This is a genomic window from Nocardia sp. NPDC005745 (assembly GCF_040630775.1).
GTDB lineage: Bacteria > Actinomycetota > Actinomycetes > Mycobacteriales > Mycobacteriaceae > Nocardia.
In genome coordinates, this window is record NZ_JBEXYF010000007.1 from 204103 (window position 1) to 223902 (window position 19800).

Genomic DNA, 19800 nt, shown 5'->3' on the forward strand with positions numbered 1-19800 from the left:
CGATACCCCGCCGGAGGCAGCCACCAGCGTGGCTGCCTCCGGCGTTTCCACCCCTGGCGCCTGCCGGTGTGAGGAGTACGGTCGAGAAATATGACCGAAGCGAAGCGGGGCCGCGTCAGCGTCGAGACCAGTCAGAAGCGGGTGCGCGTCTATCTGGGCGGTCATCTCGTGGCCGACAGCGCGCGGCCGGTGCTCGTGTGGGAGAACCCGCACTATCCCGCCTACTATCTGCCGGTCGCGGATCTGCGCGCGAAGCTGGAACCGAACGGGCATACCCAGCACTCCGCCAGCCGCGGCGACGCGACCGTCTACGACGTCATGGTCGACGGCACCACGGCGGGCGGCGCTGCGCTGCGATATCACGACTCGCCGCTCACCGAATTGCGCGATCTGGTGCGGTTGGAGTGGAACGCGATGGACGAGTGGTTCGAGGAGGACGAGCCGATCTACGTCCATCCGCGCAACCCGTACTCGCGCGTCGACATCCTGGCCGGCTCACGGCATGTGCGGGTGGAGATCGACGGCGTCACCGTCGCCGACTCCCGTGCGCCGCGCATCCTCTTCGAAACCGGTTTGCCCGCGCGGTATTACCTGCCGATGACCGATGTCCGCATGGACTTGCTGTACCCGTCGGCCACCCACACCAGCTGCCCGTACAAGGGCACCGCCGACTACTGGACCGTCCGCGTCGAGGGCAAGGAGTATCCCGACTACGTGTGGGGCTACCGCACGCCGCTTCCGGAGAGCCAGAAGGTCGCCGGACTGGTCTGCTTCTACAACGAGAAGGTCGACATCTACGTGGACGGCGAACTCCAGGAACGCCCCCGCTCGCCGTTCAGCTGAGTTCGGCGACAGCCCACCCGGCTCGTTCGCGCCCTGCGGGGCATGCGCGCCGGATCAGACCGCGACCAGTGGCGTGTTGTCGCCCGCGCGGCGGTACTGACCCGGGGCCACGCCGTATTCGCGCTTGAAAGCCTTCGCGAAGGCGAACTCCGAGGTGTAACCGACCCGGCGAGCCACGGCGCCGAGACTGCTGTCGGTGTCGCGGAGCAGACGGGCGGCGGTGAGCATGCGCCAGCGGGTGACGTAGGCCAACGGCGGTTCGCCGACCGTCGCGGTGAAGCGGCGAGCGAGGGTCGCGCGGGAGACGCCAGCGATGTCACCGAGATCCGTCACGGTCCATGCTCGCGCGGGCTGCTCGTGCACGGCGCGCAGCACCGCGGCCACCGCGGGGTCGGCGAAAGCGCCTGCCCAGCCGGACGATCGCACGTCGGCCTGCTCGTCGAACCAGGCGCGCAGAATGAACAGCAGCAACGTCTCGAGGATCGCGGGCACGGCCGCGTCGCTGCCCGGACGCGGCTCGGCGATCTCCGCGGCCAGCAGGTCGACGGCGCCGCGCAGCGCCGGATGACGCCCCGGACGCGCGGGCAGATGAATGAACTCGGGCAGCTCGTCGAGGATGGGGTGGCTGCGCCCGCGTCCGAGCTCATAGGCGCCGCACAGCAGCGCGGTCCGGACGCCGGGCCCCACGATCTCCCTGGGCTCGCCGGGCAGCGCGGTCTCGGTGACCGGGCTGTCCAAGCTGTCCACCAGGTCGTGGTCGGCCCCGCGCGGCATGAACAACACGTCCCCTGCACCGAGCGCCATCGGCTCGCCGTCGGTCGGCACCACCCAGCAGGAGCCCTGCAAGACCACATGGAAACCCGCGCCGGGCACCACGGGATACCGGCGGCCCCACGGCGCGTGCCGGATGAACAGGCCGGAGGTGGGGCTGCCGGTGCGGATGGCCGCGATGGCTTCGCTGAGGATGTCCATTTGTAAACCGTAACACTCTTATTGTGAGTGTTTCAGACATTTTATTGCGCTTTATAAGCATTGGTCTACTCGACTGATGGCAATAGATTCGTTCTCATGACATCGACCAAAGCCTCCCCCGTCATCGCCGTCTACGGCGTCACCGGACACACCGGCGGCTACCTGCTCGAGGAACTGCGCCGCCGCGACCTCGCTCCGATCCTGGTCGGCCGGGATGCCGATCGCATCCGCGCCGCCGCCGATGCGGTGAATCCGCCCGGCGCCGATGTCCGGGTGGCCGATCTGACCGACCATGCGGCCCTCGTCGCCGCGTTCACCGGAGCCGACGTGGTGATCAGCAGCTTGCCCGCCTACGTGGAGCACGGCTCGGCGGTGCTCGCCGCGGCCATCGAGGCCGGTGCCCACTACACCGACATGTCCGGCGAGCAACTGTTCCTGAAGCGGGTCTTCGACGAGTTCGGCCCGCGCGCGGCGGCGGCGGGCGTCACCGTGGTGTCCGGCATCACCGACAGCAATCTGCCTGGCGATCTGCTCGCCCACCTCACCACGCGCCGGGTGACCGGCCCGGCCGAGGTGGTGCTGAGCCACCTGAGCAACAGCGGCGGCAACGGTTCGAAAGGCAGCGCCAAGACGGTCTTCGCCAGCTTGGACTGGTTCCGCGGCGGCGGCTGGCACTACGCCGATGGCGAACTGCGCACCGGCGCTACCGCACGCCACGACAAAATCACCTTCCCCGGCCACACCGAGCCGACCGCGGTCGCGAAATTCCCGCAGCCCCCCGTCCTCACCATCCCCCGGCACTCGGACGTCTCCTACGTCGAAGGCGTCCTCGCCACCTCGATCCTCGACACGCTCAGCGGGTTCACCGCCGAACTCATCGACGCGCTACCCGACTCGCCCAGCGTGGACCTGCGCTACGACCTCGTCGTCGACGCGTTCGGCGCGGACGGAAATCGCGTCCGGGGCGTGCTCAGCGGCGTCGACTCCTACCGCGATTCGGCGCTGATGGCGGTGGAGACAGCCGTCCGGCTGACCGAGGGCGCCGCCGCACCGGGGGCGCTCGCGGCCGCCGAGGCGTTCGACGCGACCGATTTCCTCGACGCGCTCGCTCCTTTCGGCATCACCTGGCGTATCGAGGAAACCGATCGCGCCGGTGATCGGGCATAGTCGAACGATGACCGACAACCGGCCGCCGCTCGCCGTCGCACTCGATCTCGCGCCGCACCCGGAGGGCGGCTGGTATCGCGAAACCTGGCGCAGCCCGGTGGAATTCACACCGGAGGGCTACCCGGGCCCGCGCGCCGCCGCCACGGCGATCCATTTCCTGCTGCTGCCGGGCGAGCAGTCGGCCCCGCACACCGTGCGCTCCGACGAGCTGTGGCTCTGGCATCGCGGCGGGCCGCTGGCGCTGGATATCGGCGGCGAGGTGGTGATCCTCGGCCCCGACCTGGAGCGCGGCCAGGCGCTCCAGGCCGTGGTGCCGGGTGGCGTCAGTCAGTCGGCGCGACCGGCCGGCGCGGAATACGTGCTGGTCAGCTGCATCGTCGCGCCGGGATTCGACTTCGCGGACTTCCGGCTGGACTGAGCGGGTTCAGCGCACCGGCACGGTGGCGAATTGGGCGAGTTCGTGCGGGTCGTGGGCACTGAACATCCGCACCCGGTCACCGTGGTCGGCGCGCAGCGTGCGCAGCCGCTCCAGATTCTCCACCCGCTCGCGGCCCAGCGTGCTCGCGAGGATCTCGAAGACGCCGAGCCCGACCGGCGGGCGCGACCTTCCCGCCGCCAGCTGCCGGTGGTGGAAATAGGCGTCACCACAGTGCAGCAACCAGCCGTCGCTCTGCCGGACCGCGACGCCGCTGTGCCCGCGGGTGTGCCCGACCAGCGGAATCAACATGATGTCCTCGAGCACCGGGACGGCGGTGAAGCCGAACCAGGTGTCCGCGCCGGTTTCGTGGGCCAGCCAGCGCGGGCCGTGCTCCCACTGGCGCGGCTGGTAACGCAGTTTCTCCCCGAGGGTGGGTCGCTGGATCGCCGCGTCGAGTTCGTCGGCGAAGACGTGCACCGTCGCGCCGGGGAAGTCGGACAGCCCGCCGGCGTGATCGATATCGAGATGGGTCAGCACGATGTGCCGGACATCCTCGCGCCGATAGCCGAGCCCGCGGATCTGGTGCAGCGCGGTTAGTTCCGGACGCAGCCGGGGTCGCAGCAATTGCGCGGTGCCTGCACCGAGCCGGCCGCGGTCGAGCACGTCGGCCATGCCGAATCCGGTGTCCACCAGCACCAGACCGTCATCGGATTCGACGAGCAGGCAATGGCCGACCAGCCCACCGGTCAGCAGCCCACCGCTGCCCAGCAGCGCGCGCCCGCCGACCGGGCACATGGTCGCGCAGTCCAGATGCCGTACCAGCATCGCGGAAACTCCCTCCTACGGCGCCGGATCGGACGCGGTCCGTTCCGGCACGAAGGTCCTTTTTGTTCCCGTCAACGTAGCCCGAGCACGACTCGCCCGCGACAGCACGGTCACCGCCACGGCGATCGGCGGCAAACCGATCCGCGCCGACCGCCCCGGAATACCCCGCCTACTCGGGGATTTCGAGCACGCCCTCGTCCACGGCCCAGGCGATGGTGCGCTCGAGGTTCGGACACGAGTCGGGGCGGCCCGGCCCGTGACCGCTCGCACTGAGTTCGGCGAAAACCGGGCAGCGCTCGGCCGGATCGCCGGTCCACTGCACCGAGGTCTGGTGCGGGCTGCTCTTGCGCACCAGCACCTGACTCCGGCAGGCCTGACACCGCAGCGGGGTCAGGCCGTCCTCCAGGTAACGCTGCTGGTCGACCACCGTCTGGGCGCGCACTTCGGCTCGCCGAGCGGGCTGGTCGGCGAAATCGGGTGCCTTCGCCCAGGTGGCCGACATCAGACGCTTGCCTCGGCTTCCTCGGACTCGCGCTTGCGCCGCAGGTTCTCGGCGACCTCGGCCTCCCATGCCTCGTTCGCCTTGGTGGTGTCCACCTCGAACTCGAAACGCTGGGTCATCTTCTCGGTGACGTCGGCCAGGTCGACGTAGAACTGGTCGTACCAGCGTCGCAGCTGGTAGACCGGCCCGTCCTCCTCGCACAGCAGCGGATTCTCGACCTTGGACTTGTGCTTCCAGATCTCGACGTCCTGCAGGAAGCCGACGCTGATGCCCTCGGTCATCTTCTCCGCCAGCTTGGTCGCCATCTCACCCTCGACGCCCTTGGGCTTCTCCAGCGTGATGCCCCATTGCAGGACGAAGGAGTCCTGGGTGACCGGGTAGTGGCAGTTGATCAGGACGCTCTTCACCTCGTAACCGCTGTAGATGTTGATCAGCGGGTTGATCATGTATGAGGGTCCGAAGTAGGAAGCCTCGGACTTGAGCAGCGTGTCACCCCCGTACTTGGAGGCCATGCCGATGTCCGGCCTGCCTTTGGTCTCCAGGAACTGGGTGGCGATGTGGCCCTCGAAGACGTTCTTGAAGTACGTCGGGAAGGCGAAATGGATGTAGAAAAAGTGGGCCATGTCGACCACGTTGTCGATGATCTCGCGGCAGTTGGCGCCCTCGATCAGCATCGAGTTCCAGGTCCAGTCGGTCCACCCGCTGTCGAGCTGCTCGGTGGGGTTGCCGTCCGCGTCGGTGTAAGGGCCCTCGATGTGCGGAATCGTGATCTCCGGCGGCGGCTGGCTGCCCTCGTGGTCGTGCCAGACGAACAGCTGCCCGTTGCGCTCCAGCGTGGTCCACTTCCTGGTGCGCGCCAGCGGTGGCACCCGGCGCGCGTACGGAATCGCGGTGCACTTGCCGTTGGTGCCCGACCAGCGCCAGTCGTGGAACGGACAGGCGATGTCGTCGCCCTTGACCTCGCCCATGCTCAGGTCGCCGCCCATGTGCCTGCAGTAGGCGTCGAGCACCCGCAGTTCACCGTTGCTGTCGGCCCAGACGACGAGCTTGGTGCCGAAGACGTTCACCGCGTGCGGCTTGCCGTCCCGGTACGTCTTGGCCAGACCCAGGCAATGCCATCCCCGCGCATACCGGGTCGGTGCGGTGCCGACATCCAGCTCCCGGACCTTCGCACCGCTCCGCGTCGATTGAGCCGCCTCCCGGGTCCCTCCGTGGTGACGCACGCTGCCGCCTCCGGGCCCGTCGCTCGGCGGCGGTGGGGTAACTGCCATCGCGATTCCTCCTCCTTCTGTACTAGAACACGTTACAAAACTGACGCCCTCGACGCCAGCGATTCACCTCACTTCCTGCATGAGCGCATGTCCGGGTGGGGGTGAACACCGGTTCTCGACATAAATAGGAACCTGTTCTAGTCTCAGAGGCAAATGAGATTTCGGACATCAACCGACCAGGCAGGAGCAGGTCCCGAGATGACGCAAGAAGTGACCGAACGGGTCGAAGCGCTGTTGCCGACGTTGCGCGAACGCGCACAGGAGGCCGAGGACCTGCGGCGCATCCCCGACGAAAGCATGAAGGCGTTGCAGGAGACCGGCTTCTTCCGGTTGCTCCAGCCCAAGCAGTGGGGCGGTCACGCCGCCGATCCGGTGGTCTTCTACGACACCGTGCGCAAGATCGCCAGTGCGTGCGGGTCCACCGGCTGGGTGGCGGGCATTGTGGGCGTGCACAACTGGCACCTCGCGCTGTTCGCGCAGCAGGCGCAGGAAGACGTCTGGGGCGAGGACACCGAAGTGCGGATCTCCTCCTCCTACGCACCGATGGGCGCGGGCACGGTCGTCGACGGCGGCTACCTGGTCAACGGCGCGTGGGCCTGGTCGTCGGGCTGCGATCACGCCACCTGGGCGGTGCTCGGCGGCCCGGTGATCAAGGACGGCAAGCCGGTGGATTTCGGCAGCTTCCTCATCCCGCGCGACGACTACCGCATCGATGACGTGTGGAACGTCGTCGGCCTGCGCGGCACCGGTTCCAACACCGTCGTGGTGAAGGACGTCTTCGTGCCGTCGCACCGGTTCCTCAGCTTCCGTGCCATGAGCGAGCTGAAGTCGCCCGGCCTGGAACAGAATCCGGACCCGGTCTACAAAATGCCTTGGGGCACCATCCATCCCACCACCATCTCCACCCCGATCGTCGGCATGGCCTACGGGGCCTACGCGGCGCACGTCGAGCACCAGGGCAAGCGGGTGCGCGCGGCCTACGCGGGCGAGAAGGCCAAGGAGGATCCGTTCGCCAAGGTGCGCATCGCGGAGGCGGCCAGCGATATCGACGCCGCGTGGCGGCAGCTGTCGGGCAACGTCGCCGACGAGTACGCGCTGCTGGTGGCGGGCGAGGAGATTCCGTTCGACCTGCGCGTGCGGGCCAGGCGCGACCAGGTACGCGCGACCGGTCGTTCGATCGCGGCGATCGACAAGCTGTTCGAGAGCTCCGGGGCCACCGCGCTGTCGAACGGCACTCCGTTGCAACGGTTCTGGCGCGACGCGCACGCGGGCCGGGTGCACGCGGCCAACGATCCCGAGCGCGCGTACCTGATGTACGGCACCCACGAATTCGGCCTGCCCGTCACCGACGGCATGGTCTAGGAGGACGGCGTGACCTCTACCGCGGAACTCACCGCCGAATCGACCTCGCGCTACGCGCAGGTGCGGCCCGACCTGCGGCTGCACTATCACGAAGCGGGCGTGGGCAACGGGCCGACGATCGTCCTGCTGCACGGCGGCGGGCCCGGCGCGTCCTCGTGGTCGAACTTCGCGCGCAACATCCCCGTACTGGCCGAGCACTTCCACGTGATCGCGGTGGACCAGCCCGGCTACGGCCGCTCGGACAAGCCGACCGAGCATCCGCAGTACTTCGTGCACAGCGCCTCGGCCCTGAAGGATCTGCTCGACCACCTGGAGATCACCACGCGGGTGCACCTGCTGGGCAACTCGCTCGGCGGCGGCGCGGCGGTCCGGTTCGCGCTGGACTACCCGGATCGGGCAGGCAAGCTGATCCTGATGGGTCCGGGCGGGCTGAGCACCAATCTGTTCGCGCCCGACCCGACCGAGGGCGTGAAGCTGCTTTCCAAGTTCAATTACGAGCCGACCAGGCAGAACCTGGAGGCGTTCCTGCGCATCATGGTCTTCGACCAGTCGCTGATCACCGAGGAGTTGATCGACGAGCGGTTCGCCTCGGCGAGCACGCCCGAAGCGCTGGCCGCGACCCGGGCGATGGGCAAATCGTTCGCGAGCGCGGACTTCGAGAAGGGCATGCTCTGGCGCGACGCCTACAAGCTGCGCCAGCCGGTGTTGCTGATCTGGGGTCGCGAAGACCGGGTCAACCCGCTCGACGGGGCGCTGGTGGCGACCAAGGTGATCCCCAGGGCGCAGTTGCATGTTTTCGGCGGATGCGGACACTGGGCACAGCTGGAGAAGTTCCACGAATTCAACCGGCTCGCGATCGATTTCCTCGCGGGCGTCAAGGAGAAGTGATGGGCATCCGTTCACTGGGATATCTGCGCATCGAGGCGACCGACATGGCCGCCTGGCGGGAGTACGGCCTGAAGGTCCTCGGCATGGTCGAGGGCAAAGGCGCCCACCCCGGCGCGCTGTACTTGCGCATGGACGAGTTCCCGGCCCGGCTGGTGATCGTGCCCGGCGAGAAGGACCGGTTGCAGATCTCGGGCTGGGAAACCGCCAATGCCGAAGAGCTGCAAGACATCCGCAACCGGCTGGACGCGGCGGGCGTGCCCTTCAAGGAGGGCACCGCCGCCGAACTGGCCGATCGCCGGGTGTACGAGCTGATCCGGTTCGACGACCCCTCCGGCAACACATTGGAGGCCTTCCACGGCGCGGCGCTGGAGCATCGCCGGGTGGTCAGCCCCTACGGGCACAAGTTCGTCACCGAGGAGCAAGGGCTCGGGCACGTGGTGCTCAGCACCAAGGACGACAAGGCGGCGCTGGAGTTCTACCGCGATGTGCTCGGCTTCCGGCTGCGCGACTCGATGCGGCTGCCACCGCAGATGGTCGGGCGCCCGGCCGACGGCGAGCCGGCCTGGCTGCGTTTCTTCGGCTGCAACCCGCGCCACCACTCGCTGGCCTTCCTGCCGATGCCGACGCCGAGCGGCATCGTGCACCTGATGATCGAGGTGGAGAACGCCGACGACGTGGGGCTGGCCTTGGACCGCGCGCTGCGCAAGAAGGTCAAGATGTCGGCGACGCTCGGACGGCACGTCAACGACAAGATGCTCTCCTTCTACATGAAGACGCCTGGCGGGTTCGACGTCGAATTCGGTTGTGAGGGCCTGGAAGTGGACGACCACGACTGGATCGCGCGGGAATCCACCGCGGTGAGCCTGTGGGGCCACGACTTCACCGTCGGACAGCGGCAGCAGTGACCGAGAGGGCGAGCGAAACGATGACCGCGGACGGATCCGGTATCGATCCACGGCAGTTCCGGAATGTGCTGGGGCAGTTCTGCACCGGGATCACCGTGATCACCACCTTCGACGGCGATCAGGCCCCGGTCGGCTTCGCCTGCCAATCGTTCGCCGCCCTCTCCCTCGAACCGCCCCTGGTGCTGTTCTGCCCCACCAAGGCGTCCCGGTCCTGGGCGGCGATCGAGAAAACCGGGCGTTTCTGCGTGAACGTCCTGGCCGAACAGCAGCGCGAACTGTGCGCACGCTTCGGCTCCCGCGAACCCGACAAGTTCGCCGGCGCGGCGTGGCACACCTCCGACCGCGACCTCCCGGTCCTGGACGAGGCCCTCGCCACCATCGAGTGCACCGTCGACAGCGTGGTGGACGGCGGCGACCACTACATCGTGATCGGCCGGGTCCAGGCCCTCTCCGAAACGACCACCACCGGCCGCCCCCTGCTGTTCTACCGCGGCCAGTACACCGCCATCGAACCGGAGAAGACCACCCCGGCCCCGTGGCGCGCGGACTTGGAGCACTTCCTCACGACGACGACGTTGGACACCTGGTTGTAGTAGCAGCCATCAGGAGCCTGCGGTCACCGGCCACAGTGCGTAGCCCCATGTGCTACTCGTGGCTACAATGTCGTTATGAAGGTGATCACGCAGCGCGAGTTCCGCAATAATTCAGCGGCGGTGATGAATGCGGTCGAGGCCGGGGAAACCTTCCGCGTAACCCGCAATGGCGTCGAGGTTGCCGAGGTCCGGCCGGTCGGCCGACAGCGCCGCCGTACCGCCGAAGAACTCGTCGAACGGCATCGCAAACTGCCGCGGGTCGATTACACCCGAATGCGACAGGAAGCCGACGACTTCTTCGGAACGGAAGATCGAGTCGGCGACGACGATGCTTGGGGCTCACGTTCATGACCGAGCGGCACGCATCGGGGGTATTGGACACCTGCACCTACATCGACCTGTATGCGCTCGATCCTGCTTCTTTGCCGGAGTTACCCGAGATCACGGCGATCACGCTGGCCGAATTGCACCAGGGCGTTGCCATGGCGAAAGACGCCGCAACCCGGGCCGCACGATCCGAGCAACTCGGTGCCGCCATCGTGGATTTCGATCCATTGCCCTTCGATGAAGACGCCGCGACACGCTACGGCACCCTGGTCGCACTCACTCTTGCCGCGAAACGTGACCCACGGCCCCGCCGGATGGATTTGCTCATAGCGGCGATCGCGTCAGCACGTGGGCTACCGCTGTACACCCGCAACAGCGCAGATTTCCGCGGGCTGGAGAGCATGCTCGAGATCGTCGCGGTCTAGCACGTGAAGTGCTCGATCGGCCACGAGGCCGACCGAGCTGGGTGGCGCAGTCGTCCTCGCCGGTCAGTACTTGTAGAAGCCCTCGCCGGTGGCGATGCCGAGCTTGCCCTTGTCGATGTAGTTCTCCTTCAACCACTGGGCCAGCCGCTGGGAGTCCTCGTCCTCGTTGTTCACCAGGATGTTGTACGGCGTGGTCAAACCGATGATGTCGAGGATGCGGAACGGCCCGGCCGGTGCGCCGGTGCCGATCTGCCAGGTCTTGTCCACCGCTTCGGGATCGGCGTAGCCGCCCGCCGCCAAGTTCATGCCCGCGTTGAGCAACGGCACCAGTAGCGAGTTCAGGACGTAACCGGCCTTCTCCTTGTGGATTTCGATCGGCACCATGCCGATCTTCGAGGCGAAGTCGACCACGGCTCGGTACACCGTCGGGTCGGTGTCGGCCGTGCCCATGATTTCGGCCGTGTTGAAGTGCCACACCTGATTCGCGAAGTGCAGCGCGAGGAACCGGTCCGGGCGGCCGGTGAAGTCTTTCATGGCGCTGGGCAGCAATGTGGAGGAGTTGGTGGCGAAGATGGTGCGCTCCGGCGCGACCCGGCCGAGCTCCTCATACGTCTGCTGCTTGATGCTCAGCACCTCGGGAATGGCCTCGATGACCAGGTCTGCGTCCTGCACCGCCCGAGCCAGATCGGAAGTCAGCGCGATGCCTGCCGCCGTCTGCTCCGCCTTGCCGCCCCCGCCGCCTGTCACCTGCTCGCGGTAGACCGCCGCGAGCTTGTCGAGTCGCTCCCGAGCCGCTGCCAGCGCCTTGTCGTCGATGTCGTAGGCGGTCACCTCGAAACCGCGAAAGGCGATCTGAAAGGCGATCTGAGAGCCCAGTACCCCGGTGCCGAGCACGGTCACCTTGCCGATATCGATGGTCATTCGTTTCTCCTCTCGACTGTCGCGAAGAAGGCGCGACGATCTGGGCGACCTCACGATCACCGCCACCACGGGTTCAACGTACCGGCGGTGATCTCGGCGTGATCGAAGACTTGCTACGGCGCGACGCCTTCGCAACCGCTCACCCTGGCGCTGGGCAACTGCTCGAGGGCGGGTTTCGCCGCATAATCGATCATTTCGCCGCTGAGAAGTGCTCAATTGATGAGCACTTCGGGTTGGAGGATGAGGTGTAACGACAGCACCGCATCTTGGGAGGGCCCCGTGGGTCAGTTGGATGAAGCAGGAATCCTGGTTTGCGCCGACATCGCGCAATGGGAGGAGTGGCTCGCAGCCAATCACCACCGGGCGGCCGACGTCTGGTTGAAGATCGCCAAGAAGGGGGCGGCGGACAGGACGATCAGCAATGGCGAGGCGCTCGACGGCGCGCTCTGCTTCGGCTGGATCGACAGTCACCGCCGCGGCCTCGACGCCGACCACTACCTTCAGCGATACTCGCCGCGGCGTTCGAAGAGCCCTTGGTCGCAAGTCAACGTCGCGAAGGCCGAAACGCTGATCGCCGCCGGACGCATGCGTTCATCCGGGTTGGCCGCCATCGCCGCCGCCCGGTCCGATGGCCGCTGGCAGGCCGCCTACGCGCCCCAGCGCACCGCCACCTGCCCCGGCGATCTGACCGCCGTTCTCACCGAGAACACCCGCGCACGCGCCCGTTTCGATCAGCTCGACCGCACTGCGCGGTACGCGGTGTTCCTGCGGCTGATGAAGGCGCGGACGTCCGCCGAGCGCGCCACCCAACTGCGCCGGATCGTGGCGGAGCTGAGCGGATAACCGCCCTCGCCGCGACGCGCGCCACGGCGGAGACGACCGCGCATGCCGCCGAGGCCGTCGGAGCGCCGCCAGAACAGCGGAACCGGGGCCGTGGTCAGTTCGCACGATTTCCCGGGCCGCGAACGGTAGTTCCCGTTCGCGGCCCGCGTTGTCCAACCGGTCAGGCGGAGACGGTCGCCTTCTCACGCTGCAATTCCAGCGCGATATCGATGAGCTGATCCTCTTGGCCGCCGACGAGCTTGCGCTTGCCCGCGCGGACGAGCATTTCGGCGGCCGAGACGCCGTAGCGCTCGGCTTGGCGTTCGGCGTGCTTGAGGAAGCTGGAATAGACGCCCGCGTAGCCCATCATCAAGGCCTGGCGGTCGAGCAGGCATTCCTGCGGCATGGCGGGGCGGACGACGTCTTCGGCGGCGTCGGCGATCGCGAAGAAATCGATGCCGGTCTTGACGCCCAGCTTGTCGCACACCCCGACCAGCGCCTCGACCGGCGTGTTGCCCGCACCCGCGCCGAAACGGCGTGCGCTGCCGTCGATCTGGGTGGCGCCCGCGCGAATGGCGTAGACCGAGTTGGCGACGGCCAGGTCGAGGTTCTCGTGGCCGTGGAAGCCGACCTGCGCGTCGTCGCCGAGTTCGGTGACCACGGCCGCGACCCGGTCGGAAACCTGTTCCAGCACAAGCGCTCCGGCCGAATCGACGATGTAGACGCACTGGCATCCGGCGTCGGCCATGATGCGTGCCTGCTTGGCCAGCACCTCCGGCGGCTGGGTGTGCGACATCATCAGGAACCCGACGGTCTCCAGCCCGAGTTCGCGCGCCAGGCCGAAGTGCTGGATCGACACGTCGGCTTCGGTGCAGTGGGTGGCGATGCGGCAGATGGACGCGCCGTTGTCCTGCGAGATCTTGATGTCTTCCTTCACCCCGACGCCGGGCAGCATCAGCACGGCGATCTTCGCCCGCTTCGCCGTCTCGGCCGCGATGGTGACCAGTTCCTGCTCCGGCGTCTTGGAGAAGCCGTAGTTGAACGACGAGCCGCCGAGGCCGTCGCCGTGGGTCACCTCGATGACCGGGACGCCCGCGCCGTCGAGCGCGGCCACGATGTCACGGACCTCGGTGGCGGTGAACTGGTGGCGCTTGTGGTGGGATCCGTCGCGCAGCGAGGTGTCGGTGACGCGGATGTCGAGTTCTGCTGAGTAGGCCATGTCGAAAGCTCCTTACACCCGGGCCGTGACGATCTGTTCGGCGATGACCTCGCCGACCTGCGTCGCGGCGGCGGTCATGATGTCGAGGTTGCCCGCGTACGGGGGCAGGAAGTCGCCCGCGCCCTCCACCTCGACGAACACCGACACCTTGGCCATCCCGCCGGAGACCACCGAGGGCTCGTCGAACTGCGGCTCGTTGAGCAGCCGGTAGCCGGGGACGTACTGCTGGATGTCGGCGACCATCCGGTGGATAGAGTCGGCGACCGCGTCGGTGTCGGCGTCGTCGGGGATGGCGCAGAAGATGGTGTCGCGCATGATCATCGGCGGCTCGGCCGGATTCAGGATGATGATGGCCTTGCCGCGCTGCGCTCCGCCGATGGTCTCGACACCGCGGCTGGTGGTCTTGGTGAACTCATCGATGTTCGCCCGCGTGCCGGGCCCCGCGGAGACCGACGACACCGACGCGACGATCTCCGCGTACGGCACCGGGACGACGCGCGACACCGCGGCGACGATCGGGATCGTCGCCTGGCCGCCGCAGGTGATCATGTTGACGTTCGGCGCGTCGAGATTCGCGCCCAGGTTCACCGGCGGCACGACGGCGGGGCCGACGGCGGCGGGAGTGAGGTCGACGGCGCGGATCCCGGCTTCGGCGTAGCGCGGGGCGGCGGCGCGATGCACGTACGCCGAGGTCGCCTCGAAGATCAGATCGGGCAGCTCGGATTGCCCGAGCAGCCAGTCCACGCCCTCGTGCGAGGTTTCCAGCCCGAGCCCGCGCGCCCGCTTCAGACCCTCGCTGTCCGGGTCGATTCCGATCATCCAGCGCGGCTGGATCTTCTCCGAGCGCAGCAGTTTGTAGAGCAGATCGGTGCTGATGTTGCCGGACCCGACGATCGCGGCGGTGACGGTCCCGTTGGACACGACAGCCTCCCTAGGTGAATTGCAGACGGACAGAGCCGAGTCCGGCGAACTCGGCGTGGAACTCCTCGCCCGGACGGGCGTCGATCGCGCGCGTGCACGAGCCGGGCAGCACGATGTCACCGGCCTTCAACCGGACGCCGAAGCTCGCGACCTTGCGCGCCAGCCAGGCCACCGCGATCACCGGGTCGCCGAGTACGGCGTCGCTGCGGCCCTCGGCGACCACCTCGCCGTTGCGGGTGAGCACCGCGTCGATGGCCTTGATGTCGATGTCCTCCGGCGCGACGCGCTCGGCGCCGAGCACGAAACCGGCGGAGGACGCGTTGTCGGAGATGGTGTCGGCCAAGCCGATGTTCCAGTCCTTGATCCGCGAGTCGATCAGTTCGATCGCGGGTGCGAAGGCGACCGTGGCGGCGAGCACGTCCGCTTCGGTGCATTCCGCGCCGGGCAGGTCGGCGCCGAGCACGAACCCGACCTCCACCTCCACCCGCGGAAACAGGTAGCGGCCCGCCTCGACCGGAACGTCTTCGTAGACTTCCATTTCCGCGAGAAGATGCCCGTAATCGGGTTCGTCCACGCCCATCATCTGCTGCATGGCCTTCGAGGACAGGCCCACTTTGTGCCCGACCACGCGCGCGCCCGCGTCGAGCCTGCGCCGGATGTTGATCAGCTGGATCTCGTAGGCGTCGACCACATCGATATCGGGGTGGCGGGCGATCAGCGGATCGATCGCCACCCGTTCGCGCTCGGCGCGCTCGAGTTCATCGGCCAGTTCGGTTCGTACCGCGTCGGACAGCACGCTAGTTCCCTTCCGTTGCTTTTTCGAGCGCCGAGACCTGCTCGCCCGCGGCGGACCGGCCTGCCCTGCGGCCGGAGAAGATGCAGTCCGACAGCGACAGCCCGCTGACGTAGGACCTGGAGCAGACACCGATCGCGGTGCGTCCGGCCGCGAAAAGTCCTGGGATGTCGTCGCCCTCGGCCGTCTTGACCGCGCCGGTGCGCTCGTCCACGACGACGCCGCCGAGGGTGAGCATGGGGCACGGGTTGGTCAGGCTCGGTTTGATGCCCACATCCAACAGCCAGAACGGGCCGGTGCGGACCGGTTCGGTGAACTCCGCGGGCTTGCCGACCGGATCGGGGGCTCCGGTCTCGATCGCGGTGTTGTGCGCCTCGACCGTCGCGCGCAGCCCGGCGGGGTCGATGCCCGCCTTCGCGGCGGCCTCTTCCAAGGTGGCGCCGCGAATCGCGGTGCGCCGCATCGTCTCGAACTGTCCGCGCTGGAACCAGGCGCCCTGCTTGCCGATCTGCCCGATCGCGGTGCGCATCAGCGGGTCGTCGGCCAGCAGCCAGCCCTTGCCGTCGTGCTCGGTGATCAGCGCGTTGCCCACCGCGGCGCCGTAGCGCGTCTCGTCGATCACCCGGCGACCGGCGGCGTCCACCAGCAGCGCGCCGGTGAAGGCACTGGGCGGGAGCAGGAAGCGCCAGGCGGAGACGTTGTCCATGTGGTCCACCGCCGCGCCGGCCTGCTGGGCCATCAGGATGCCGCTGCCGTCGTCGGCGGTGGTGCCGAGGGCGAGACCACCGTGGAAGGCGGGCGCGTACTGCCGCACCATGTCGCGATTGGCGATGAATCCGCCCGCGCTGAGCACCACCCCGCGCCGCGCGAGAACGCGAATGGTGCTGCCGTAGCGGCGTTCCAGCCGGTCCATCCGCTGTTCCAGCGCTCGCCGCAGCGGCGGGTAGTAGATGCCCGGCTTGGCCGCGACCTTCGCCATGCGGGTGTAGCGGTCGCGGACCCGGCCGGGCGCGTCACGCAGCGTGTTGCACTCGACGCCGATCACCGCGCCCGCCGCGTCGGTGATCAATCGGGTCACCCGGGTGAGGGTTTCCACCCGGACGCCGGCGCGGGACGCCGCGGCGGCGAGCGGTCCGGTGAGCTTCTTGCCCGAGGTGCCTCTGCCCTTCACCCGATGGCCGCGCTGGGCGGCCGGGATGTCCCGGAACGCGCCGGAGATCTCGCTGCCGGAGTAGTAGAGGTAGTAGCGGTCGTTGGGGTAGGAGGTCTTGTACGGGCACAGCGAGGCTTCGAACGGGACGCCGTGCGACTTCAGCCACTCGATCAGTTGCGGACTCTCGTCGACGAACTTGCGCAGCGTCTCCTGGGTCACCGCGTCGCCGACCTCGCGCTCGAGGTAGGCGTACATCGCCTCCGGGGTGTCTTCGACCCCCGCCTCCCGCTGCACCGAGGTGCCGCCGCCCGCGTAGATGATGCCGCCGGACAGCGCCGACGTCCCACCTCCGGCGAACCGCTCGAGCACGAGCACCTGCGCGCCCGCCGCGGTCGCTTCCAGCGCGGCCGCCGCACCCGCGGCGCCGTATCCGACCACCACAACGTCGGTGGCCAGGTCCCATTCGAGGCCCATGTTCTTAACTCCGGTCTGAAACTGAAACAAGTTTCCTCGACAAACGGAACGTCGAGCAAGTCTTCTGCCACACAACATAGACCAATGGCGCGTCCATTCTATAACGTGTTCTACATGACTGATCGGGAATACGACGTGGTGGTGGTCGGCAGCGGCGCCGCCGGCATGACCGCCGCCCTCACCGCGGCCCACAACGGCCTGAGCGTGGTGGTCATCGAAAAGGCCGCGCACTACGGCGGGTCGACCGCGCGCTCCGGCGGCGGCGTGTGGATCCCGGGCAACAAGGCGCTGCGCGCGTCCGGTCGGCCCGACGACCGCGAGGACGCACGCACCTACCTGCACAGCATCATCGGCGACGTCGTGCCCTCCGAACGGATCGACACCTACATCGATCGCGGCGCCGAAGCGCTGGACTTCGTGCTCGATCACTCGCCGCTGAAGATGACTTGGGTGCCCGGCTACTCCGACTACCATCCGGAGGCGCCGGGCGGGCGGCCCGAGGGCCGCTCGTGCGAGCCCAGGCCGTTCGACACGAAGATCCTGGGCGACGAGCGGTTCAACCTGGAGCCGCCGTACGCGAAGGCTCCGCTGAACGTAGTGGTCATGCAGGCCGACTTCGTCCGGCTCAATCTGATCCGGCGTCATCCGAAGGGCATGCTCCGGGCGATGCGCGTCGGCGCGCGCACCTACTGGGCCAAGTTCACCCGCAAGCACATCGTCGGCATGGGGCAGGCCATCATCGCGGGCATGCGCAAGGGGCTCATGGACGCGAACGTGCCGCTTCTGCTGAACACCCCGATGACCGACCTCGTCGTGACCGATGGCGTCGTCACCGGCGTCCACGCGCTGCACGAAGGCGAGCCGGTCACCTTCACCGCCCGCTACGGCGTCGTCCTCGGCAGCGGCGGTTTCGAGCACAACGCGGAAATGCGCACCAAATACCAGCGCCAGCCCATCACCACCGAGTGGACCACCGGCGCGGCCGCCAATACCGGCGACGGCATCCAAGCGGGCATGGCGGCGGGCGCGGCCATCGGTTTCATGGAGGACGCTTGGTGGGGGCCGACCATCTTCAAGGGCGGCAAACCGTGGTTCGCGCTGGCCGAACGGAATCTGCCCGGCAGCATCATGGTGAACGCCGACGGCAAGCGATTCGGGAATGAGTCCGCTCCTTACGTCGAGGCAGTGCACACCATGTACGGCGGCGAGTACGGGCAGGGTGAGGGACCGGGCGAGAACATCCCCGCGTGGCTGGTGTTCGACCAGCGCTACCGGAACCGCTACATCTTCGCCGGGCTACAGCCCGGTCAGCGTTTTCCATCCCGGTGGATGGAAAACGACTTCATCGTCAAGGCCGACAGCATCGAGGAACTGGCGGGCAAGATCGGCGTGCCCGCCGACCGGTTGGCCGCGACCGTCACACGGTTCAACGGCTTCGCCGAGACCGGAAAGGACGAGGATTTCGGCCGTGGCGACAGCCACTACGACCGGTACTACGGCGATCCGACCGTGCGGCCCAACCCGTGCCTGGCGGCACTGGTGGAGGGCCCGTACTACGCCGCCAAGATCGTGCCGGGCGATCTCGGCACCAAGGGCGGGCTGGTGGCCGACACCGCCGGGCGGGTGCTGCGCGAGGACGGCAGCGCCATCGAGGGGTTGTACGCCTCCGGCAACTGCTCCACACCGGTGATGGGCCACACCTACGCCGGGCCCGGCGCCACCATCGGCCCCGCGATCGCCTTCGGCTACCTCGCCGTGCTGGATATCGTCGAGCGCAAGAAGGACCAGCCCGCCGCCACCGCGGGGGCGTGAGACGAGAACGCGGTACGAACCACGGCTCACAGGCAGTGCCCGCCGGAATGCGCTCGGCCCGCCCCGCGATCCATCCACAGGCCGATGCGTAGCCGCTGAACGGTCCCGCGGAACGGACGACGCACTGGCGGGCCGGTGTCCGGGAGCGCAGGATCGGCCCCGGGCGCCGCCGAGTTCCGGCGCGGCACCGTTCGCCGCGCGGGCGGGCCGGATCCATCCACAATCATGCACAAGGAGAACTGATGCCCATCGACCCGAAGATCGCGCTCGGCGCGCAGCTGCCGAGCCGGGAGTTCGCCTGGACCCCCTCGGACGTGCAGCTCTACCAGCTGGGCCTCGGTGCGGGCACGCGCTGGACCGACCCCGCCGAGCTGCGCTATCTCGACGATCGGGAACCGCAGGTGCTGCCGACCTTCGCCACCGTGGCGGCGACGGTGCACGAGACCGAGCCGCCGCGGGTGAGCTTCCCCGGCATCGAGATCGACCTGGCGAAGGTGGTGCACGGTCACCAGGAGGTCGAAGTACACCGGCCGATCCCGGCCGCGGGCAAGGCGACCAAGGTCAGCCGGATCGCCGAGGTCTGGGACAAGGGCTCGGCGGCGGTCATCGTCCAGGAGCACACGGTCACCGGTTCCGACGGAGCGCCGCTGTGGACCGAGCGCTCCTCGATCTTCGCCAAGGGTGAGGGTGGTTTCGGCGGCGAGCGCGGACCCAGCACCAAGTCGGAATTGCCCGACCGGGCACCGGATTTCGACGTCACCACGCCGACGCTGCCGCAGCAGGCGCTGCTCTACCGGATGTCCGGCGACCGCAACCCGCTGCACTCCGACCCGGAATTCGCCCGCGCGGCCGGGTTTCCCGCGCCCATCCTGCACGGATTGTGCAGCTACGGCATCGTCTGCAAGACCGCGACCGACACCGTGCTCGACTCCGACGCCAGCCGCGTCATCGGATTCCGCGCCCGGTTCGCAGGCGTGCTCTACCCGGGCGAGACGATCCGCACCCGGATCTGGCGGCAGGACGACGAATTGACCATCGCCGCGACCGTGGTGGAACGCGACGACGCCCCCGTGCTCGGTGATGTCAAGCTGCGGTTCCGGTCCGCCTGACGCGGAGTTCCGCCGGAACCTCTGGCCGCGGTGTCTCGGCGCTGCGAGAGTATTCGCACGGCCGACGGCAGGTCCGAC

The 19800-nt window shown here is 68.1% G+C and carries 21 protein-coding genes; 12 read left to right on the forward strand and 9 right to left on the reverse strand.

What is annotated here, in order from left to right; genetic code table 11:
• The first annotated feature begins 90 nt into the window (after positions 1-90).
• Positions 91-843: a DUF427 domain-containing protein gene (locus ABZ420_RS10430; RefSeq protein WP_357119859.1), complete on the forward strand. Its 753-nt coding sequence runs from the start codon at positions 91-93 to the stop codon at positions 841-843.
• A gap of 54 nt (positions 844-897) precedes the next feature.
• Here ABZ420_RS10430 and ABZ420_RS10435 read toward each other — a convergent pair whose 3' ends face one another.
• On the reverse strand, positions 898-1815 hold the full coding sequence (locus ABZ420_RS10435; protein WP_357119862.1) for an AraC family transcriptional regulator: 918 nt from the start codon (positions 1813-1815) through the stop codon (positions 898-900).
• A gap of 96 nt (positions 1816-1911) precedes the next feature.
• Between ABZ420_RS10435 and ABZ420_RS10440 the strand changes: the two genes are divergently transcribed.
• Positions 1912-2982, forward strand: coding sequence for a saccharopine dehydrogenase NADP-binding domain-containing protein (locus tag ABZ420_RS10440; protein ID WP_357119865.1), 1071 nt, complete (start codon positions 1912-1914; stop codon positions 2980-2982).
• Between the two features lie 7 nt (positions 2983-2989).
• On the forward strand, positions 2990-3400 hold the full coding sequence (locus ABZ420_RS10445; protein ID WP_357119868.1) for a cupin domain-containing protein: 411 nt from the start codon (positions 2990-2992) through the stop codon (positions 3398-3400).
• Positions 3401-3406: 6 nt separating this feature from the next.
• Here the strand turns inward: ABZ420_RS10445 and ABZ420_RS10450 are convergent, their stop codons facing one another.
• The 3 genes from ABZ420_RS10450 to ABZ420_RS10460 form a co-directional block, all read right to left on the reverse strand.
• Entirely contained in the window at positions 3407-4225 is an 819-nt protein-coding gene (locus ABZ420_RS10450) for an MBL fold metallo-hydrolase (RefSeq protein ID WP_357119871.1), read from the reverse strand.
• Positions 4226-4394: 169 nt separating this feature from the next.
• A complete protein-coding gene (locus tag ABZ420_RS10455) occupies positions 4395-4727 on the reverse strand; it encodes a hypothetical protein (RefSeq protein WP_040864587.1) in 333 nt (110 codons plus the stop codon).
• Positions 4727-5998, reverse strand: a complete 1272-nt coding sequence (locus tag ABZ420_RS10460; protein ID WP_357119874.1) for a Rieske 2Fe-2S domain-containing protein — start codon at positions 5996-5998, stop codon at positions 4727-4729. The genes ABZ420_RS10455 and ABZ420_RS10460 overlap by 1 nt, the downstream gene beginning before the upstream one ends.
• Positions 5999-6196: 198 nt before the next feature.
• Between ABZ420_RS10460 and hsaA the strand changes: the two genes are divergently transcribed.
• The 6 genes from hsaA to ABZ420_RS10490 all read left to right on the forward strand — a co-directional run bounded on the left by hsaA (position 6197) and on the right by ABZ420_RS10490 (position 10498).
• Positions 6197-7360 (forward strand): 3-hydroxy-9,10-secoandrosta-1,3,5(10)-triene-9,17-dione monooxygenase oxygenase subunit, encoded by a 1164-nt coding sequence (gene hsaA, locus ABZ420_RS10465; RefSeq protein ID WP_040864585.1) that lies wholly within the window; start codon positions 6197-6199, stop codon positions 7358-7360.
• Between the two features lie 9 nt (positions 7361-7369).
• Positions 7370-8248 carry a 4,5:9,10-diseco-3-hydroxy-5,9,17-trioxoandrosta-1(10),2-diene-4-oate hydrolase gene (gene hsaD / locus ABZ420_RS10470; protein ID WP_062968805.1) on the forward strand — a complete coding sequence of 293 codons (879 nt, stop codon included), beginning with the start codon at positions 7370-7372 and terminating at the stop codon, positions 8246-8248.
• Entirely contained in the window at positions 8248-9153 is a 906-nt protein-coding gene (hsaC, locus tag ABZ420_RS10475) for an iron-dependent extradiol dioxygenase HsaC (protein ID WP_357119877.1), read from the forward strand. Before hsaD ends, hsaC begins: the two co-directional genes overlap by 1 nt.
• A gap of 20 nt (positions 9154-9173) precedes the next feature.
• Entirely contained in the window at positions 9174-9746 is a 573-nt protein-coding gene (gene hsaB, locus ABZ420_RS10480) for a 3-hydroxy-9,10-secoandrosta-1,3,5(10)-triene-9,17-dione monooxygenase reductase subunit (RefSeq protein ID WP_040864689.1), read from the forward strand.
• A gap of 75 nt (positions 9747-9821) precedes the next feature.
• Entirely contained in the window at positions 9822-10097 is a 276-nt protein-coding gene (locus tag ABZ420_RS10485) for a type II toxin-antitoxin system prevent-host-death family antitoxin (RefSeq protein WP_357119880.1), read from the forward strand.
• The gene (locus ABZ420_RS10490; protein WP_357119883.1) at positions 10094-10498 is read left to right on the forward strand and encodes a type II toxin-antitoxin system VapC family toxin; all 405 of its coding nucleotides are present in this window, start codon (positions 10094-10096) and stop codon (positions 10496-10498) included. The genes ABZ420_RS10485 and ABZ420_RS10490 overlap by 4 nt, the downstream gene beginning before the upstream one ends.
• A 63-nt stretch (positions 10499-10561) precedes the next feature.
• On the opposite strand, the gene ABZ420_RS10495 is transcribed toward ABZ420_RS10490, so the two are convergent.
• Positions 10562-11419 carry a 3-hydroxyacyl-CoA dehydrogenase gene (locus ABZ420_RS10495; RefSeq protein ID WP_357119886.1) on the reverse strand — a complete coding sequence of 286 codons (858 nt, stop codon included), beginning with the start codon at positions 11417-11419 and terminating at the stop codon, positions 10562-10564.
• 279 nt (positions 11420-11698) lie between these two features.
• Between ABZ420_RS10495 and ABZ420_RS10500 the strand changes: the two genes are divergently transcribed.
• Positions 11699-12262, forward strand: a complete 564-nt coding sequence (locus ABZ420_RS10500; protein ID WP_357119889.1) for a YdeI/OmpD-associated family protein — start codon at positions 11699-11701, stop codon at positions 12260-12262.
• 160 nt (positions 12263-12422) lie between these two features.
• On the opposite strand, the gene dmpG is transcribed toward ABZ420_RS10500, so the two are convergent.
• The 4 genes from dmpG to ABZ420_RS10520 are packed head-to-tail and all read right to left on the reverse strand — an operon-like array spanning position 12423 to position 16801.
• A complete protein-coding gene (dmpG, locus tag ABZ420_RS10505; RefSeq protein ID WP_040864579.1) occupies positions 12423-13460 on the reverse strand; it encodes a 4-hydroxy-2-oxovalerate aldolase in 1038 nt (345 codons plus the stop codon).
• Between the two features lie 12 nt (positions 13461-13472).
• Positions 13473-14381: an acetaldehyde dehydrogenase (acetylating) gene (locus ABZ420_RS10510; protein ID WP_357038259.1), complete on the reverse strand. Its 909-nt coding sequence runs from the start codon at positions 14379-14381 to the stop codon at positions 13473-13475.
• 10 nt (positions 14382-14391) lie between these two features.
• A complete protein-coding gene (locus ABZ420_RS10515; RefSeq protein ID WP_357119892.1) occupies positions 14392-15177 on the reverse strand; it encodes a 2-keto-4-pentenoate hydratase in 786 nt (261 codons plus the stop codon).
• A gap of 1 nt (position 15178) precedes the next feature.
• Positions 15179-16801 carry an FAD-binding protein gene (locus tag ABZ420_RS10520; protein ID WP_357119895.1) on the reverse strand — a complete coding sequence of 541 codons (1623 nt, stop codon included), beginning with the start codon at positions 16799-16801 and terminating at the stop codon, positions 15179-15181.
• 105 nt (positions 16802-16906) lie between these two features.
• Between ABZ420_RS10520 and kstD the strand changes: the two genes are divergently transcribed.
• A complete protein-coding gene (kstD, locus tag ABZ420_RS10525) occupies positions 16907-18613 on the forward strand; it encodes a 3-oxosteroid 1-dehydrogenase (protein ID WP_357119898.1) in 1707 nt (568 codons plus the stop codon).
• Positions 18614-18855: 242 nt separating this feature from the next.
• Entirely contained in the window at positions 18856-19722 is an 867-nt protein-coding gene (locus ABZ420_RS10530; protein WP_357119901.1) for a MaoC/PaaZ C-terminal domain-containing protein, read from the forward strand.
• The last annotated feature ends 78 nt before the right edge of the window (positions 19723-19800 follow it).

What these genes read in the sequence shown, in the direction of transcription:
- ABZ420_RS10430 (WP_357119859.1), top strand. Translation starts at nt 91, where the DNA reads ATGACCGAAGCGAAGCGGGGCCGCGTCAGCGTCGAGACCAGTCAGAAG.
- ABZ420_RS10435 (WP_357119862.1), bottom strand. Translation starts at nt 1,815, where the DNA reads ATGGACATCCTCAGCGAAGCCATCGCGGCCATCCGCACCGGCAGCCCC.
- ABZ420_RS10440 (WP_357119865.1), top strand. Translation starts at nt 1,912, where the DNA reads ATGACATCGACCAAAGCCTCCCCCGTCATCGCCGTCTACGGCGTCACC.
- ABZ420_RS10445 (WP_357119868.1), top strand. Translation starts at nt 2,990, where the DNA reads ATGACCGACAACCGGCCGCCGCTCGCCGTCGCACTCGATCTCGCGCCG.
- ABZ420_RS10450 (WP_357119871.1), bottom strand. Translation starts at nt 4,225, where the DNA reads ATGCTGGTACGGCATCTGGACTGCGCGACCATGTGCCCGGTCGGCGGG.
- ABZ420_RS10455 (WP_040864587.1), bottom strand. Translation starts at nt 4,727, where the DNA reads ATGTCGGCCACCTGGGCGAAGGCACCCGATTTCGCCGACCAGCCCGCT.
- ABZ420_RS10460 (WP_357119874.1), bottom strand. Translation starts at nt 5,998, where the DNA reads ATGGCAGTTACCCCACCGCCGCCGAGCGACGGGCCCGGAGGCGGCAGC.
- hsaA (WP_040864585.1), top strand. Translation starts at nt 6,197, where the DNA reads ATGACGCAAGAAGTGACCGAACGGGTCGAAGCGCTGTTGCCGACGTTG.
- hsaC (WP_357119877.1), top strand. Translation starts at nt 8,248, where the DNA reads ATGGGCATCCGTTCACTGGGATATCTGCGCATCGAGGCGACCGACATG.
- hsaB (WP_040864689.1), top strand. Translation starts at nt 9,174, where the DNA reads ATGACCGCGGACGGATCCGGTATCGATCCACGGCAGTTCCGGAATGTG.
- ABZ420_RS10485 (WP_357119880.1), top strand. Translation starts at nt 9,822, where the DNA reads ATGAAGGTGATCACGCAGCGCGAGTTCCGCAATAATTCAGCGGCGGTG.
- ABZ420_RS10490 (WP_357119883.1), top strand. Translation starts at nt 10,094, where the DNA reads ATGACCGAGCGGCACGCATCGGGGGTATTGGACACCTGCACCTACATC.
- ABZ420_RS10495 (WP_357119886.1), bottom strand. Translation starts at nt 11,419, where the DNA reads ATGACCATCGATATCGGCAAGGTGACCGTGCTCGGCACCGGGGTACTG.
- dmpG (WP_040864579.1), bottom strand. Translation starts at nt 13,460, where the DNA reads ATGGCCTACTCAGCAGAACTCGACATCCGCGTCACCGACACCTCGCTG.
- ABZ420_RS10520 (WP_357119895.1), bottom strand. Translation starts at nt 16,801, where the DNA reads ATGGGCCTCGAATGGGACCTGGCCACCGACGTTGTGGTGGTCGGATAC.
- ABZ420_RS10530 (WP_357119901.1), top strand. Translation starts at nt 18,856, where the DNA reads ATGCCCATCGACCCGAAGATCGCGCTCGGCGCGCAGCTGCCGAGCCGG.